General features: G+C 70.0%; 16 protein-coding genes and 1 tRNA gene. 7 read left to right on the top strand and 10 right to left on the bottom strand.

Annotated elements, in window-relative coordinates; all coding sequences use genetic code 11:
• Positions 1–30: 30 nt before the first annotated feature.
• The 7 genes from OG302_RS24480 to galU all read right to left on the bottom strand — a co-directional run bounded on the left by OG302_RS24480 (position 31) and on the right by galU (position 5,638).
• A tRNA-Ala gene (locus OG302_RS24480) sits at positions 31–104 on the bottom strand.
• A gap of 79 nt (positions 105–183) precedes the next feature.
• Positions 184–1,494, bottom strand: a complete 1,311-nt coding sequence (glpR, locus tag OG302_RS24475) for a gephyrin-like molybdotransferase receptor GlpR (RefSeq protein WP_371528735.1) — start codon at positions 1,492–1,494, stop codon at positions 184–186.
• A 197-nt stretch (positions 1,495–1,691) separates the two neighbouring features.
• Entirely contained in the window at positions 1,692–2,315 is a 624-nt protein-coding gene (locus OG302_RS24470; protein ID WP_283779166.1) for a GNAT family N-acetyltransferase, read from the bottom strand.
• Positions 2,312–2,812 (bottom strand): molybdenum cofactor biosynthesis protein B, encoded by a 501-nt coding sequence (locus OG302_RS24465; RefSeq protein ID WP_371528734.1) that lies wholly within the window; start codon positions 2,810–2,812, stop codon positions 2,312–2,314. Before OG302_RS24465 ends, OG302_RS24470 begins: the two co-directional genes overlap by 4 nt.
• The gene (moaC, locus tag OG302_RS24460; RefSeq protein WP_371528733.1) at positions 2,809–3,300 is read right to left on the bottom strand and encodes a cyclic pyranopterin monophosphate synthase MoaC; all 492 of its coding nucleotides are present in this window, start codon (positions 3,298–3,300) and stop codon (positions 2,809–2,811) included. The genes OG302_RS24465 and moaC overlap by 4 nt, the downstream gene beginning before the upstream one ends.
• A gap of 87 nt (positions 3,301–3,387) precedes the next feature.
• On the bottom strand, positions 3,388–4,728 hold the full coding sequence (gene glp / locus OG302_RS24455) for a gephyrin-like molybdotransferase Glp (RefSeq protein WP_371528732.1): 1,341 nt from the start codon (positions 4,726–4,728) through the stop codon (positions 3,388–3,390).
• Positions 4,729–4,732: 4 nt separating this feature from the next.
• The gene (gene galU / locus OG302_RS24450; RefSeq protein WP_361832447.1) at positions 4,733–5,638 is read right to left on the bottom strand and encodes a UTP--glucose-1-phosphate uridylyltransferase GalU; all 906 of its coding nucleotides are present in this window, start codon (positions 5,636–5,638) and stop codon (positions 4,733–4,735) included.
• Positions 5,639–5,732: 94 nt separating this feature from the next.
• Here galU and OG302_RS24445 point away from each other — a divergent pair, with 94 nt between their 5' ends.
• Positions 5,733–6,344 (top strand): 5-formyltetrahydrofolate cyclo-ligase, encoded by a 612-nt coding sequence (locus OG302_RS24445; RefSeq protein WP_371528731.1) that lies wholly within the window; start codon positions 5,733–5,735, stop codon positions 6,342–6,344.
• A 79-nt stretch (positions 6,345–6,423) separates the two neighbouring features.
• Here OG302_RS24445 and OG302_RS24440 read toward each other — a convergent pair whose 3' ends face one another.
• On the bottom strand, positions 6,424–9,189 hold the full coding sequence (locus OG302_RS24440; RefSeq protein ID WP_371528730.1) for a penicillin acylase family protein: 2,766 nt from the start codon (positions 9,187–9,189) through the stop codon (positions 6,424–6,426).
• A gap of 213 nt (positions 9,190–9,402) precedes the next feature.
• Between OG302_RS24440 and OG302_RS24435 the strand changes: the two genes are divergently transcribed.
• From OG302_RS24435 to mscL, 6 genes are all read left to right on the top strand, one after another.
• Entirely contained in the window at positions 9,403–10,932 is a 1,530-nt protein-coding gene (locus OG302_RS24435; protein ID WP_371750216.1) for a potassium/proton antiporter, read from the top strand.
• 247 nt (positions 10,933–11,179) lie between these two features.
• Positions 11,180–12,445 carry an MFS transporter gene (locus OG302_RS24430; RefSeq protein ID WP_361832439.1) on the top strand — a complete coding sequence of 422 codons (1,266 nt, stop codon included), beginning with the start codon at positions 11,180–11,182 and terminating at the stop codon, positions 12,443–12,445.
• A gap of 67 nt (positions 12,446–12,512) precedes the next feature.
• Positions 12,513–12,866 (top strand): FmdB family zinc ribbon protein, encoded by a 354-nt coding sequence (locus tag OG302_RS24425; protein WP_371528729.1) that lies wholly within the window; start codon positions 12,513–12,515, stop codon positions 12,864–12,866.
• 94 nt (positions 12,867–12,960) lie between these two features.
• Complete coding sequence (locus OG302_RS24420; RefSeq protein ID WP_371528728.1) at positions 12,961–13,812, top strand: S-methyl-5'-thioadenosine phosphorylase; 852 nt, start codon at positions 12,961–12,963, stop codon at positions 13,810–13,812.
• Positions 13,813–14,034: 222 nt separating this feature from the next.
• Positions 14,035–14,523 (top strand): hypothetical protein, encoded by a 489-nt coding sequence (locus tag OG302_RS24415; protein ID WP_371528727.1) that lies wholly within the window; start codon positions 14,035–14,037, stop codon positions 14,521–14,523.
• Between the two features lie 186 nt (positions 14,524–14,709).
• On the top strand, positions 14,710–15,186 hold the full coding sequence (mscL, locus tag OG302_RS24410) for a large conductance mechanosensitive channel protein MscL (protein ID WP_371528726.1): 477 nt from the start codon (positions 14,710–14,712) through the stop codon (positions 15,184–15,186).
• Between the two features lie 7 nt (positions 15,187–15,193).
• Here mscL and OG302_RS24405 read toward each other — a convergent pair whose 3' ends face one another.
• Both OG302_RS24405 and pflA read right to left on the bottom strand, forming a co-directional pair.
• Entirely contained in the window at positions 15,194–15,421 is a 228-nt protein-coding gene (locus tag OG302_RS24405) for a hypothetical protein (protein ID WP_371528725.1), read from the bottom strand.
• A 37-nt stretch (positions 15,422–15,458) separates the two neighbouring features.
• On the bottom strand, positions 15,459–16,241 hold the full coding sequence (gene pflA, locus OG302_RS24400; protein ID WP_371528724.1) for a pyruvate formate-lyase-activating protein: 783 nt from the start codon (positions 16,239–16,241) through the stop codon (positions 15,459–15,461).
• Positions 16,242–16,276: the final 35 nt, after the last annotated feature.

Below are 16,276 nucleotides of genomic sequence, written 5' to 3'. Positions count from 1 at the left end.
TCGATGAACTGGACGGGATCTCATGTGCAGTGGACCTGTGGGGATTTGAACCCCAGACCCCCTCGATGCGAACGAGGTGCGCTACCAGACTGCGCCACAGGCCCTTGCAACGAGTGAAACTCTAGCATCCCGATCCGGGTGCTCGGAAATCCGTTCCTGGCTGGTCACCTGGCTGGTCGGACCTCACTCGTTGGCGGCCCGTGGCCGCTGCCCGTCGTCGTACTGATCGAAGAGCGGCGTACGCCCGCGCTCGCGGGCCCGGCGCGCGGACGCCGCCCGCCGTGCGTCACTGCGACCGCCGACCCCGTCCACGCCGTCGGCGCCTTCCGCGCCCTCGGCGTACTCGGCGTACTCGTCCTCGTCCGCCTCGTCGGCGGTGGGCTCGACGGAGCTCGACCGCGCCGAGCTCCAGGCGTCGGGCGCGCCCAAGTCGACGTCACCGGTGGCCCGCGGGGCGACCGGCGCGGTCACGTACGTCGGCAGGGGCACCGGTACCGGGTCCCAGCTGTCGCCGTGGCCCGGGCGCCGCTGCCGCTCACGCTGCTGGTCCACCCACTCCGCGTGGTCGGTCTGCTCGACCAGGGCGCGGCGGTCGGCGGCGAGTGCGGAGAGGCCGGTCTCCGTCTCGACGGCCGGTCCTTCCTCCGCGTCGTCGACGACCGCGTCCGCGCCGCCCGGCGCACGTCGGCGCGGCTGACGCTCCCGCAGCCGCTGTGCGGCGACCTCGGCCCGGCGCCGGTCCATGGTGTAGGTGAAGCGGCGCCGCTCCTGGCCCCGCAGGTACACGATGTACGCGCTCAGCAGCGCGGCCGGCCCCGCGGGCGCCCAGAGGAACGCGAGTCCGCCGACAGCGGCGACGACCGTGCCGATCGTGAAGGCGATGAACAGCATCACCGTCGTGCGCCGTCGGCGCGCGAGCACCTTCGTGCGCCGGGCGCGCGCGGCGGCTTCCGCCGATGCGGCCCGCTGGGCGGGCGACTGCTGGGGGCGCGCCCCGGACGGGGCCGGGGTCGGGACCGGGGCCTTCGCCTGGGGGTGCGCCTGCGCCGGTGCGTGCGCCTGCGCTTGTGCCTGCGCCTGGGGGTTCAGTTTGGCCTTCACGGAAGGCCTCGCCGGGGGCTTCGCCGCGGGCTGTGCCTGGGACCGTGCCGGGGGCTGCTGCGCCGGGGGCTTGGCCTGCGCCTTGACCTGCGGTTCAGGCCGCTCTTCCGGGCCGCCCTGTCGAAGTGGGGGCGCGACGAAGGCCCGGACGTCCACCGCGCCGGTGGCGTTGTCCGGTTCGCGCGACTCCTCCTCTTCGGGCGAGCGCGCTTGCAGGTCCTTGGCGTACCGGCGCTCCATCCCCGCACGTCCGGACAGGAGCCGGATGGCGGTGCTGAAGCGTTCCGTCGGACGGGCTTCATTGAGCTCGTCCTGCCTACGGAGCCACATCGGCACCAAGTAGGCGGCCCAGGCCCCGACGATGACTGCGTAGATGAGGCCGCTGCTGCTCACGCCTCACACGGTAGAGGGGTTTGCTTGAGGCCATCTGCCAATTGCGCCGGTGTGTCGCACGATCTGGCTGATATCTCGAACTTTTTTTGTGACTGATGCGATCAACAGGCCACCGGGACCGTGAAATTAATGCCTCAGAGGGACCAAGTCGGGCCCCAGACGGTCGATCACCGAATTATTTCAAACACTTATTCTATTTACGCGGTCTTCCGGGGTCGTGCCTGGTGCCAGCGCCGAAGCAACCCTTCCGGTACCTCTTCCGCGGTCAGCGCGAAGACAAGATGATCGCGCCAGGCGCCGTCGATGTGGAGATAGCGTGGACGAAGCCCCTCCTCGCGGAATCCGAGTTTCTCCACGACCCTGCGGCTCGGCCCGTTCTCGGGGCGAATACAGACCTCGATACGGTGCAGCCCGACCGACCGGAAGCAATGGTCGACCGCGAGAGCGACGGCGGTGGGCATCACCCCGCGGCCCGCGACCGACTGGTCGACCCAGTAGCCGACATGGCCCGAGCACATCGATCCCCAGGTGATCCCGGCGACCGTCAACTGCCCGACGAGCCGCCCCTGGTACTCGATCACGAAGGGCAGCATGCGCCCGGCGTGCGCCTCTGCGCGCAGGTGCCGGACCATCTGACGGTACGTCGGCCGGTGCACGATCGGACCGCTGGGCGTGGGCGGCGGGATGGTCGCCTCCCAGGGGCGCAGCCAGTCCCGGTTGCGCCGGTTGACCTCACGCCAGGGCCGCTGGTCGCGCATCTTTATCGGACGGAGGGCGACATCGCCGTCCGTCAGCTCGACGGGCCAGGAAGGGCTGTTCAGCTCGCACCACCAGCGGGTCTGGGATGGTCGCCGCCCCGGAGCTGCTCGACGGCGTGCGTCAGCAGGGGCTCCAGGACGGCGAGGCCGTCCCGTACGCCTCCGGTGGAGCCCGGCAGGTTCACGATGAGCGTGCGCCCGGCGACTCCGGCCAGACCGCGGGACAGCACGGCCGTGGGGATCTTCTCCCTGCCGTACGCACGGATCGCCTCCGGGATGCCGGGCACCTCGTGGTCGATGACGGCGCGGGTGGCCTCGGGGGTGCGGTCGGTGGGCGAGATGCCGGTGCCGCCTGTGGTGAGGATCACGTCGTACCCGGCGTCGGCCCCGGCTCGCAGGGCCTGCTCGACGGGGTCGCCGTCGGGGACGACCTGGGGGCCCTCGACGTCGAAGCCGAGCGCGGCCAGCGCCTCGGCGATGATCGGCCCGCCCCGGTCGGCGTAGACCCCGGCGGCCGCGCGGTTGGAGGCCGTGACGACGAGCGCGCGGTAGGCGGTCATGCGCCGGCTCCTTCGCGGCTCCAGTCCCCCGACTTGCCGCCGGTCTTCTCCTCGACCCGCACGTCCGTGATGACCGCGCCCTTGTCGACGGCCTTGACCATGTCGATCACCGTGAGGGCGGCGACGGTCACCGCGGTGAGTGCCTCCATCTCGACGCCCGTACGGTCCGTCGTCTTCACCGTGGCGAGGATCTCGACGGCGTCATCCGCCACGGAGAGGTCCAGTTTCACCCCGGAGACGGCCAGCGGGTGGCAGAGCGGGATCAGGTCGGGCGTACGTTTGGCGCCCATGATGCCCGCGATCCGCGCGGTGGCCAGGGCGTCGCCCTTGGGGACGCCTTCCCCGCGCAGCAGCTCGATCACGCGGGGCGAGACCAGGACGCGGCCACTGGCGCGGGCGGTGCGCGACGTCACGTCCTTCGCGGATACGTCGACCATGCGGGCGGCGCCCGCTTCATCGATGTGCGTCAGTCCCTGCTGCGTACTCATGTGCTGTGGCGCTCCCGGTCCGGGGCCTCCCGCGGTGCGGCGCGAGGGGGTTTATGTGCGCGACACCGTACCGCGCGAAAGCGCCTTTCAGCCGAGCAGGACCACTTCGACGTCGGTGCCCGGCTCCACCGATGTGGTGTCCTCCGGGACGACGATCAGCGCGTTCGCGTGTGCGAGGGCCGCGACGAGGTGGGAGCCCGCGCCGCCCACGGGCCGCACGCTGCCCGCGTCGGCGTCGTACTGCCCGCGCAGGAACTGGCGCTTGCCCGCGGGGGAGGTCAGTGCCTTGTCGGCGGTGAGCGCCGCGCGTGCCGTGGGCCGGTGGACGTCCGGGAGGCCCATCAGGGCGCGCACCGCGGGACGCACGAAGATCTCGAAGGAGACGTACGACGACACGGGGTTGCCCGGCAGGGCGAGCAGCGGGGTGTGGTCGGGGCCGATGGAGCCGAAGCCCTGCGGCTTGCCCGGCTGCATGGCGAGCTTGCGGAACTCGACGCCGCTGCCCGTCTCGACGCCGTCCTCGGTCTCTCCGACGGAGGAGAGGGCCTCCTTCACGACGTCGTACGCGCCGACGCTGACGCCGCCCGTGGTGACGACGAGGTCGGCCCGGATCAGCTGATCCTCGATGGTGGAGCGCAGCGTCTCGGCGTCGTCGGCGACCGCGCCCACGCGGTAGGCGATCGCTCCGGCGTCCCGGGCCGCTGCGGTCAGGGCGAAGCTGTTGGAGTCGTAGATCTGGCCCTTGGCCAACTCCTCGCCGGGCTGGATCAGTTCGCTGCCGGTGGACATGACGACCACGCGGGGGCGCGGGCGCACCTTCACCGTGCCGCGGCCGATCGCGGCGAGGAGGGCGATCTGCGGGGCGCCGAGGACCGTGCCCGCGGCCAGGGCGCGGTCGCCCGCCTGGACGTCGCTGCCTCGCGCCCGCACATGCGCGCGTGCCTCGGCGGGGCGGTGCACACGGACCTCGCCAAAGGCTCCTTCGGGTGCGGCGCTGTGCGCGCGCATCCCGGAGACGGGGCCTTCACCGAGACCTCCGTCGGTCCACTCCACGGGGACGACGGCCTCGGCGCCGGGCGGCAGGGGTGCGCCGGTCATGATGCGGGCGGCCTGGCCCGCGCCGACCTCCGGCTGCTCGCCCTGGCCGGCGGCCACGTCACCGATGACCGTCAGGACGGCGGGGAATTCCTCGCTCGCGCCCGCGATGTCGGCGACCCGGACCGCGTAACCGTCCATGGAGCTGTTGTCGAAGGGCGGCAGCGAGACGGGCACCGTGACGTCCTCGACGAGTACGCAGCCCTGGGCGTCGAGGAGTTGGAGCTCGATGGGCTCCAGGGGGCGGACGCATCCGAGGATGTCGTCCAGGTGCTCGCTCACCGACCAGACGTGTTCCTGGCCGGTGGCTTCGGTCGTCGCGCTGCTGCTCAAAGTGCTACATCTCCTCGGACACGTAACTGCGAAGCCAGGCCTGGAAGTCCGGGCCCAGGTCTTCACGTTCGCATGCGAGTCTGACAATGGCACGCAGATAGTCGCCCCGGTCACCGGTGTCATAGCGGCGGCCCTTGAAGACGACGCCGTGCACGGGGCCGCCGACCTTCTCGTCGGCCGCGAGCTGCTGGAGGGCGTCAGTGAGCTGGATCTCGCCGCCGCGGCCCGGCTCGGTCTTGCGCAGTATGTCGAAGACGTGCGGGTCCAGGACATACCGGCCGATGATGGCGTAATTGCTGGGGGCGTCCGCCGGGTCGGGCTTCTCGACCAGGCCGGTCACCTTGACGACGTCGCCCTCGTCCGTGGCGTCCACGGCGGCGCAGCCGTACATGTGGATCTGCTCCGGGGCCACCTCCATAAGGGCGATGACGCTGCCGCCGTGCCGCTCCTGGACCTCGACCATGCGGGCGAGCAGCGGGTCACGCGGGTCGATCAGGTCGTCGCCGAGGAGCACGGCGAACGGTTCGTTGCCGACGTGCGGGGCCGCACAGAGGACGGCGTGACCGAGTCCCTTGGGGTCGCCCTGGCGCACGTAGTGCATGGTCGCGAGGTCGCTGGACTCCTGGACCTTCGCCAGTCTCGCCTCGTCGCCCTTCTTCAGAAGGGCCGACTCCAGTTCGTAGTTGCGGTCGAAGTGGTCCTCCAGGGGGCGCTTGTTGCGGCCCGTGATCATGAGGACGTCGTCGAGGCCGGCGGATGCGGCCTCCTCGACCACGTACTGGATCGCCGGCTTGTCGACGACCGGCAGCATCTCCTTGGGAGTGGCCTTGGTGGCCGGCAGGAACCGGGTGCCGAGGCCGGCTGCGGGAATGACAGCCTTGCTGATCCTTGGGGGGTGAGACTCAGTCATGTCCGTAACCATAACCGGTGCGTATGTGCGGAATCTGTGGGTCCGGACATTTTGTTCTCATATGAGCGCACATGGAAGGGTTTGTGAGCACACCATGCAGGAAACCGGTTCCGACCAGCCAACCAAGCGCACATTGCGCGGAGAATTCCTCGCGGTGAGACGCCGGTTGACTAGGGATGACGCGCAGAAGGCCGCCGTGGTTCTCGCCGACCGCGCATTGGAGCTGCCGGAGCTCTCCGGGGCGCGCACGGTCGCCGCGTACGTCTCCGTGGGGAGCGAACCGGGGACGCGCGCGCTCCTGGACGCCCTCCGCGCGCGCGGGACGCGGGTCCTGCTGCCGGTGCTCCTCGCGGACAACGACCTGGACTGGGCGGCCTATGAGGGCGAGGGCTCGCTGGCCCTCGCGCAACACCCGGGAAAGATGGCGCTCTTGGAACCCTCGGGGGCGCGGCTCGGGCCCGACGCGGTCGTGGCGGCGGACGCCGTGCTGCTGCCGGGCCTCGCCGTGGACGCCCGCGGGATGCGGCTCGGGCGCGGCGGCGGGTCGTACGACAGGGTGCTCGCCCGGCTCGGCAGGAGCGGGGCCGATCCGGCGCTCGTGGTGCTCCTGTACGACACGGAAGTCGTCGCACACGTCCCCCAGGAGCCGCACGACAAGCCGGTGCACGCCGTCGTCACCCCGTCCGGAGTACGCCGCTTCCGCTGACCCTCCGCATGCCTCCCCGTACGGCGAAAGGGCCCTCCACGCGCGCGTGGAGGGCCCTTTCACTGTCTCGTGCGGCGACTCAGGGCCGCAGCACCAGGGTGTCGTTCGTGCTCTTCTTCACGGCGCCCTTCGAGAAGGACCACGGCAGCAGCTCACCCTTGACCCACTTGCTGGTCTGGTCGGTGTAGTGCGCGCTGTAGGCGTGCCCCGAAGCGCCGGTGAGGTTGATCCACTTCGACTTGTCGAGGTCGTCGAGGTTCACCACCATGCGCATCGACGGCACCCACTGGACTCCGTAGCCGCCCGCCGCGTTCCAGCCGGTGGCGTTGACCGCCGCCTCGCCGCCGCCCAGCTTGAACGGGCCGCGGTTGAGCATGAACTGCAGCCAGCCGGGGCCTTCGACGCCCAGGGTCTGGTTCTTCAGGGTCAGCCGGTGCAGGCGGCCCCAGCTCCAGGTGTCGACGTCCTTGCCGAGCTTGGCCGTCAGGTCCCAGCGCGCGTCCTCCATGGCCCGGCCGAACAGCTGGTCACGGGTCTTGGTCGCGGCGTCCGTACGGGTCTTCGGCGACTTCCACCAGTCGTTGTCCTCGTCGTCGAGGATCGACCGGATCACTTCGTAGTAGCGGTCGCCGCCGTCGGGCTGCGCGGATTCCGCGTCGCGCTGGCCGCACTCGCGCACCCGCTCGGCCTCGTCGGCGGGACCGGTGTTCCCGGCCGGCTCGACGTTCAGGCACTGGCCCTTGACCCGCAGCTCCTTGGGCAGCTTGTTGCCGATGGAGAGCTTGAGGATGTTGCGCCAGACCGAGTTGAAGTACGCGGCAGCCGCCGAGTCGGGGTCCTGGGTGTAGTCCCAGCCCTCAAGGAGCTTCTGCGCCTCACGGACGTAGCTGTCCTTGACATCGATCTTCAGCAGCTTGGGCACCAGCAGCTTGGCGATCTCGCTGCTGTTGTCCATCTGCATCGTGCGCATGTCCTCGGTGGAGACCTTCCCACCGTTCTTGATCTTCGACTGGATCAGGTCGGTGATGCGCTGGCTGCGCGCCCCGTAGCCCCAGTCCGCCGTGAGCTCGTACGGGTAGTCGGACTTCTCCGGGTCGATCACGGCCTGGTTGGCGGTCACGATGTAGCCGCGCTTCGGGTCGTACTCGTAGGGCAGCGCGGACTGCGGGATGTAGCCGGTCCAGCGGTAGTCGGAGTCCCAGCCGGGCGCGGGCAGCGCGCCGTCGCCCTTGCCGCGGACCGGGATCTTGCCCGGCGCCTGGTAGCCGATGTGGCCGTCGCGGTCCGCGTAGATCAGGTTCTGCGAGGGCACTTCAAAAGAAGCGGCGGCCTTGCGGAAGCCCGTGAAGTCCTTCGCCTTGTTGAGCTCGAAGACGGCGTCCATCGAGTTGCCCGGCTGCAGCGCGGTCCAGCGCAGCGAGACTCCGTAGCCGTCGCCCCGGTCGGGGGCGGCGCTGTCGACGGTGGCCTTCTTGCCGACCTTCACGAGTTCGTCGTCGCGGTCGGACAGCAGGGGGCCGTTGCCGGTCTCCCGGACGGTGATCTTCTTCGACTTGCCGCCGGCGACCTTGATGGTCTCCACGCGCGTCTTGAAGGGCAGCACCTTGTCGTCGTACTCGTAACCGTCGCCCTCGAACTTCTCGAGGTAGAGGTCGGTGACGTCGGCGCCGAGGTTCGTCATGCCCCAGGCGATGTCCTGGTTGTGGCCGATGACCACACCGGGCATGCCGGCGAAGGTGTAGCCGGACACGTCGTACCGGCAGTCCTTGGAGAGCGACCGGCAGTGCAGGCCCATCTGGTACCAGGTGGAGGGCAGCTGCGGCGACAGGTGCGGGTCGTTGGCGAGCAGGGGCTTCCCGGTGATCGTGTGGTCGCCGGAGACCACCCAGGAGTTGGAGCCGATGCCGTTGCCGTTCGGGCCGAGGCCCGCGTCCGGGACGTTGTCCAGGATGTCGGAGAGGCCCGACAGCTGGGACTGCAGGCCGTTGGGGGCCTCCGTGTTGCCCGCGAGGCCCGTGCCCGCCGCGCCGCCGGTCTGTGACTGCGACTGGCTGCCCGCGCTGCCCTTGCCCTCGTACTCCTTGGTGACGCCGTTGTAGGCGCCCTCCTGGACGATGGGCTTGTTCCGGGCGTACGGGTACTTCGGGTACAGGTCCTCGATCTGGGACGGGCCCAGGCGGCTGGTCATCAGGGAGCGGTCGATCTCGTCCTGCATGTTGCCGCGCAGGTCCCAGGCCATGGCCTTGAGCCACGCCACGGAGTCGACCGGGGTCCACTCCTGGGGCTCGTAGTCGTTGGTGAAGCCAAGGGCGGCGTACTCCAGGGAGATGTCCTTGCCGCTCTTGTCCTTCAGGTAGGCGTTGACTCCCTTGGAGTACGCCTGGAGGTACTTCTTCGTCGAGGGCGAGAGCTTGGTGTCGTACTCCTTCTGCGCCACCCGGTGCCAGCCGAGCGTCCGCAGGAACTCATCGGTCTTGACCTGGCTCTTGCCGAACATCTCGGAGAGCCGCCCGGAGGTCGTATGGCGGCGGACGTCCATCTCCCAGAATCGGTCCTGCGCCTGGACGAAGCCCTGCGCCATGAACAGATCGGCGTCGGACTCGGCGTAGATCTGCGGGATTCCGTTGCCGTCGCGCTTCACGTCGACGGGACCGGCGAGGCCGTCGAGTTTGATCGTCCCCTTGGTCTGCGGGAAGGAGGCACGCACCGTACTGACGCTCCAGTACGCCCCGTAGCCGATGCCCGCCACGATGGCCAGGACCAGGACGATCACGAGGAGGCGGGCTCGCCGCCCCTTCTTCTTGCCGGACTTATGACCGGAAGAGGCGGTGGTATTCGAGGGCATCGCTGTCCTTGCTGTCCTTACGCGAGCGGCAGGGCTGGCTGGGCGGTGGTGGGAGCGCTGGAGCAACCATAGGCGCAGGGCACTGCGGCCCCGGACGCGGAGTCAGGAACGTACATCGCGACGCATCGCACGGGAGTTCGAAGGCGTCAAGAAAGCGTTAACAATTAGGTAAGGTAACGAAGTACTTGGCTCACGCGGAGGAAGGAACGGCCCCTGACTGTCCACGATCTCAACCAGCTTCTGCTCATCTGCTCGCTCGTCCTGCTCGTCGCGGTGGCGGCGGTCCGGATCTCGTCGCGCAGTGGGCTGCCCAGCCTGCTTCTCTACCTGGGCATCGGCATTGCCATGGGCCAGGACGGCATCGGCAACGTCACGTTCAACAATGCCGAGTTGACGCAGGTCATCGGCTATGCGGCGCTCGTCGTGATCCTCGCCGAGGGCGGCCTCGGCACGAAGTGGAAAGAGATCAAGCCCGCGTTGCCCGCGGCCGCCGTCCTGTCGCTCGCCGGCATCGCGGTGAGCGTCGGCGTGACGGCCGCCGGCGCCCACTACCTGGTCGGCCTGGAGTGGCGCCAGGCGCTCATCATCGGCGCGGTGGTCTCCTCGACGGACGCGGCGGCGGTCTTCTCCGTGCTGCGGAAGGTTCCGCTGCCCTCGCGCGTGACGGGCATCCTGGAGGCGGAATCGGGCTTCAACGACGCCCCCGTGGTGATCCTGGTCGTGGCCTTCTCCACGGCGGGGCCCGTGGAGCACTGGTACGTCCTCGTCGCCGAGATCGCCCTGGAGCTGGCGATCGGTGCCGCGATCGGCCTCGCGGTGGGCTGGCTCGGCGCCTACGGCCTGCGGCACGTGGCACTGCCCGCCTCGGGTCTCTACCCCATCGCCGTGATGGCCATCGCGGTCGCCGCCTACGCGGCCGGAGCCATGGCGCACGGCAGTGGATTCCTCGCCGTCTACCTCGCGGCGATGGTCCTCGGCAACGCGAAGCTGCCGCACTGGCCCGCCACCCGCGGCTTCGCCGAAGGGCTCGGCTGGATCGCGCAGATCGGCATGTTCGTCCTGCTCGGCCTCCTGGTCACCCCGCACGACCTGCTCGACGACACCTGGCCCGCGATCATCATCGGCTTGATCCTGACCATGGTGGCCAGACCGCTGGGGGTCATCGCCAGCCTGCTGCCGTTCCGCATGCCCTGGCAGGAGAAGGCCCTGATGTCCTGGGCCGGCCTGCGCGGAGCCGTGCCCATCATCCTGGCCACGATCCCGATGGTGAACGGCGTCGACGAGAGCCAGCGGATCTTCAACATCGTCTTCGTCCTGGTCGTCGTGTACACCCTCATCCAGGGCCCCACGCTCCCGTGGCTGGCCCGGAAGCTGAGCCTCGGCGACTCTTCGGGCGCTGCCGACCTGGGCATCGAGTCGGCGCCCCTGGAACGCCTTCGCGGGCACCTGCTCTCGGTGGCGATCCCGAAGGGATCGCGGATGCATGGCGTCGAGGTGGGCGAACTGCGGATGCCCGCGGGGGCGGCGGTCACGCTCGTCGTTCGCAACGGCGAATCATTCGTGCCGCAGCCCACGACGGTGCTGCAGCGCGGCGATGAGCTCCTGGTGGTCGCCACCGACCCGGTGCGCGACGCGGCGGAGCGGCGCCTGCGGGCCGTCGGACAGGGCGGAAAGCTGGCCGGATGGCTGGGAACCACTGGTCACGAGAGTCACGCCCCGGAAGGGCGGGGCAATCGCAGGTGACGGGCGCCTCAATCTCCGCATTCGCAGGGCCAACGGCGTCATTCCCTGTACGATGAAGGCACACTTCTTCTGTACCAACTGATCGAACCAACTCTGTCTGAAGCAGAGCTGGCGCCGACCGTATGGCGGCCGCGTGTCCTCGCAGTGGGCAACCGGCATCTACCGCAGTTCCGCGCAAGAGGACAGCTCTCGGCGCCGCCGCCCTGAAAAGGGGGCCGCGCTACCAGGCGGCAGAAAGGCACGGGCCGTGGCATCCACGGTCACCTCCCGCCCGGGATACGGACAGCTGCTGCGCACCCGCGGCGCCTGGACGTTTCTCCTGCCCGGCTTCGCGGCACGACAGCCCTTCGCGATGCTGACCATCTCCATCGTGCTGCTCGTGCAGCACACCACCGGCTCGTACGGCATCGCCGGTGCCGTGTCGGCCGTCACCGGTGTCTCCATGGCGGTGTTCGCCCCCTTCGGAGGCAAGCTCGCCGACCGGTTCGGCCAGCGCGCCGTACTGGTGCCCGGCGTGCTCATCCACACGGTGTCGGTGCTCTCCCTGACGGTGCTCGCGCTCTCGGACGCCCCCTTGTGGGCGCTCTTCGTCGCGGCGGTGCCCACCGGCGCCTCGCAGCCTCAGATCAGCCCCATGGTGCGGGCCCGCTGGGGCGTCAAGCTCCAGGACACCCCGCTGGCGGGCACGGCGGCCGCCTTCGAGTCGGTCACGGACGAGCTGACGTTCGTCCTCGGCCCGCTCTTCGCGACCGCGCTGTGCACGACCATCGACCCGGCGGCCGGACTCTTCACGGAGGCCGGACTCACGCTGGTGGGCGGTCTCCTGTTCGCCGCACAGAAGAGCACCCAGCCCAAGCCGGCCTCCCGCGAGGAGCACGCGCGCGTGGAGCACGTCTCGGCGCTGCGCATCCCCGGCGTACGCGTCCTGATCGCCACCTTCCTGGGCATCGGCGCGGTCTTCGGCGGCATGCAGGTCTCGCTGGCAGCCTTCACCGAGTCCATCGGCGAACCCGGCCTGAACGGCGTCCTGTACGGCACGTTCGCGGCGGGCAACATGCTCTCCGGGCTCGTCTGCGGCGCCATCGCCTGGAAGATCGCCCCGCAGCGGCGGCTCCTCGTCGGGTACACGGCGCTGACCCTGATGGCCTCCGGGCTGTGGGCCGCGCACTCCGTGGTGCTCCTCGCCGGACTCGGCCTCCTGGTGGGCGTCTGCATCGCGCCCGCGCTGATCACCGGCTACACGCTGGTCGACCGTCTGGTGGACCCGTCCGGCCGGACCGAGGCCTTCACCTGGCTCACCGGCGCCGTCGCGCTCGGCCAGGCCGCCGCCGTCACGGTCGCCGGACAGCTGGAGGACCGCTTCTGGGACGGCGCCGGATTCCTGGTGCCGCTTGGCGGTACGGCGCTGGCCCTCGCGGTGCTCGTCACCCTGCGCTCGCGGCTCGTGCCGCGGTCCGTCGGACGCACCGTGGCACGTGGCGTGGGTCACCGCGAGCCGGTCACGGTGGACTGATCTCGCGGAATACGTCACTATGGACCGTCGTTAGCACTCATCGAGTGAGAGTGCCAGGAGGAAGCAAGTGCCGACGTACCAGTACCAGTGCACCGAATGCGGCGAGGGCCTCGAGGCGGTGCAGAAGTTCACCGATGACGCTTTGACCGTATGCCCCAGCTGCGACGGACGCCTCAAGAAGGTGTTCTCGGCCGTCGGCATCGTCTTCAAGGGCTCCGGCTTCTACCGCAACGACAGCCGCGGCTCGTCGTCGAGCAGCACGCCGTCCACGGCGAACGCGTCGAAGTCGTCGGACTCCAAGTCCTCGGACTCCAAGTCTTCCGCGAGCGCTTCGTCGTCGTCCTCGTCGTCCTCGGACTCGAAGTCGTCCGGCTCCTCCTCGGGGTCGTCGTCCAGCTCCTCGAGCTCGTCGGCCGCCTAGGGCGAACCGCCCCGCGCACGTCTTTCTTCCAGGTCCCCGCCGTCCTTCGACGGCGGGGATCTCGGCGTTCCCGGGCCCGGCTACTGTGCTGGGCATGGTGAATACGGCGAACGCGACGCGGGCCGAGATCGGTGTCATCGGCGGCTCCGGCTTCTACTCCTTCCTCGACAACGTGACCGAACTCCAGGTCGACACCCCGTACGGAGCGCCCAGCGACTCCCTCTTCATCGGTGACATCGCCGGGCGGCGGGTCGCGTTCCTGCCCCGGCACGGCCGCGGACACCATCTGCCGCCGCATCGCATCAACTACCGCGCCAACCTGTGGGCGTTGCGCTCCGTAGGCGTACGGCAGGTGCTCGGCCCGTGTGCGGTGGGCGGGCTCCGGCCCGAGTTCGGGCCGGGGACGCTGCTGGTGCCCGATCAGCTCGTGGACCGCACGAAGACGCGTGCGCAGACGTATTTCGACGGGCTCCCGCTGCCGGACGGGAGCATTCCGAACGTCGTGCACGTGTCGCTTGCCGACCCGTACTGCCCTGCCGGGCGCAGCGCCGCGCTGAAGGCGGCCCGCGGCCGGGAGTGGGAGCCGGTGGACGGCGGGACGCTCGTGGTCATCGAGGGGCCGCGGTTCTCGACCCGGGCCGAATCGGTCTGGCACGCGGCGCAGGGCTGGTCGGTGGTGGGCATGACCGGGCATCCCGAGGCCGTGCTCGCCCGTGAACTGGAGCTCTGCTACACGTCGTTGACGCTGGTCACGGACCTGGACGCGGGTGCGGAGAGCGGCGAGGGCGTCTCGCACGAAGAGGTGCTCCAGGTCTTCGCGGCCAATGTGGACCGGCTGCGGACGGTGCTGTTCGACGCGGTGGCGGGGCTGCCGGCGGAGGGTGAGCGGGACTGTTCGTGTGCGGGGGCGCTGGGCGGGCTTGAGCCGGGGATTCGGCTGCCGTGAGGTGAGGGGGCCAGGGGCCGAGGGGGGGAGGAACTTCCCCTTCGGGTGAGGGAGTTGTCCACAACCGGCGAGTAGTCCACGGGGCTCAGCGGGATTCGGCGGGAGCCCGCATCGTGAGAGCGGAAGGCAAGATCCGCAGCTCTCTCGACCCCGCAGGTGGTGGCCGCCGTGGCGCACGTTCCCTCAGACATCTCCTCCCCTCCTCCTCCCCCACCGTGCCCCGTGCCGCACTTCTCCCCCGTGCGGGTCAGCGGCGGGCACCGCGGCCTGCGAAGACTGCTGCGGCACAGACGGCGGGCCATGGCCGCGGGGCTTGCGGTGACCGCGGCGGCGCTCGTGGCCGCCGGGCCGCGGAGTGCCGAACAGGCGCCGCCGCAGGGGCATCCGGCAGCCGCCGCCGCGCCTTCACGGACCGGGACGGAGCGCCCTCGGGCCGCGGCCCTGGTGACGGCGCCGGTGCGGATCGCGGACGCGGAGACGGTGCGGCTGCTGCACCGGGGCGACCGGGTCGATGTCGTCGCCTCCGACGGCTCCGCGTCGCGGGTGGTGGCCGCCGGGGCGCGGGTGACCGAGGTGCCCGGGCCTCAGGAGGGCGCGGCCGAAAGCGCGGCTGAGCCCGGGGCGTTGGTCGTGCTCTCCGTGCCACGGGCGACGGCGGCACGGCTGGCCGGAGCCGGAGCGGGCATGCGCCTGGCGGTGACGCTGTGCTGACTCACGTGCTGACCCACGTACTCCGTCGCGTACTGACTCGCGTGCCGACTCACGGTGTGTGCGACTGCATCGAATTTCTGTCAAGTCGCTCGTTCGGGTTGCCCAATTGGACAGTCCTACCAGGCCCTACCGTAGTTTGCGAAGCTGTCTGTTTCACGAACTGCATTTGCAACGAAAGGCCTCGTGGTGAGCGAGAAGAACGACCCGAGTCTCTGGGAAGGCTTCAAGGCCTTCCTGATGCGCGGCAATGTCGTCGACCTGGCGGTCGCGGTGGTCATCGGAGCCGCGTTCACGAACATCGTGAACTCCGTGGTGAAGGGTGTCATCAACCCGCTGGTCGGCGCCTTCGGCACGAAGGACCTCGACCACTACAGCTCGTGCCTGAAGGACCCGTGCGTCATGAAGGCGGACGGCACGGTCGAGAGCGGCATCCCGATCATGTGGGGATCGGTCCTCAGCGCGACCCTCAGCTTTGTGATCACCGCGGCCGTCGTCTACTTCCTGATGGTGCTGCCCATGGCCAAGTATCTGGCGAGGCAGGCCGCGCGGAAGGCCGCGAAGGAGGGCACACAGGAGATCATCGAGATCTCGGAGCTGGAGGTCCTCAAGGAGATCCGCGACGCCCTGGTGGCGCAGCGCGGCTCGGGGCACGACGAGCGCTAGCGCGGGTTCAGACGTGGTGGGGCGGCTTCTCGTCGAGGAAACGCGCCAGGTCGGCGGCGCTGTCGCCGCCGACCGGAGGCCGCTCGCCCCACCCGCGGTCCGTGTCGTCCGAAGACTGCTGCGACAGGGGATCGTCGAAGACCAGGGCGCTCTTCGGCTTCTTCGGCGCCTCGGAGTGCTCCGGGGTCTCCGATTCCTCCGGATCACGCGGTTCGGGGGCAGGGGCGGTGCTCATATGTCCAGGGTACGTCCGTGGAGCGTGGCGGCGGCCGTCAGACGGCCGTGAGCCCCTGGGCGGCGAAGATCTCCCTGGCGGCGGCCACCTCGGCGGGGGTGGGCGAGGGGGTGTCGCGCAGGGTGAAGTCCTTGCCGAGGGCGTCCCACTTCGCCTCGCCCAGTTTGTGGAAGGGCAGCACGTCGACGCGCGAGACGTTGCCGAGCGAGGCGGCGAAGCGGGCGACGCCCTCGATGTTCTCCGGGTCGTCGGTGAGACCGGGGACGAGGACGAAGCGCACCCAGACGTCCTTGCCGAGGCCGGCGAGGCGCTCGGCGAAGCCGAGAGTGGGCCGCAGCGGGCGCCCGGTGACCTTCTTGTACGTCTCGCGGTCCCAGGACTTGATGTCGAGGAGCACGAGGTCGACGTCCCGGAGCAGGGCGTCGGTGGCGCGCACGCCGAGGAAGCCCGAGGTGTCCAGGGCGGTGTGCAGGCCGAGCTCGTGCTTGAGGCGGTGCAGCAGTTCGCCGGTGAAGACGGGCTGCAGGAGGGGTTCGCCGCCGCTGACGGTGGCACCGCCGCCCGCCGCCGAGATGAACCTGGTGTACTTGGCGGCCTCCGTGATCATGTCGTCGACGGTGGTCCGCTTCCCGTCACGCATCCGCCAGGTGTCGGGGTTGTGGCAGTACAGGCAGGTCAGCGGGCAGCCCGAGAGGAACGTGACGAAGCGGGTGCCGGGGCCGTCGACGCCGGTGGACAGGTCCCAGGAGTGCAGGGATCCGGTGACGGGGCGCCGGGTGACCGCGGCCGCCGGGGTCGCCGTGTCGAGCAGGACAGCCATGGCAGAACTCCCGAACTACTGGCAGGGCGTGGTGT

Origin of the sequence: Streptomyces sp. NBC_01283 (assembly GCF_041435335.1) — a bacterium.
Taxonomy (GTDB): Bacteria; Actinomycetota; Actinomycetes; order Streptomycetales; family Streptomycetaceae; genus Streptomyces.
The sequence above is the reverse complement of the archived record's forward strand: the minus strand, read 5'-3'. Positions and strand labels throughout refer to the sequence as shown.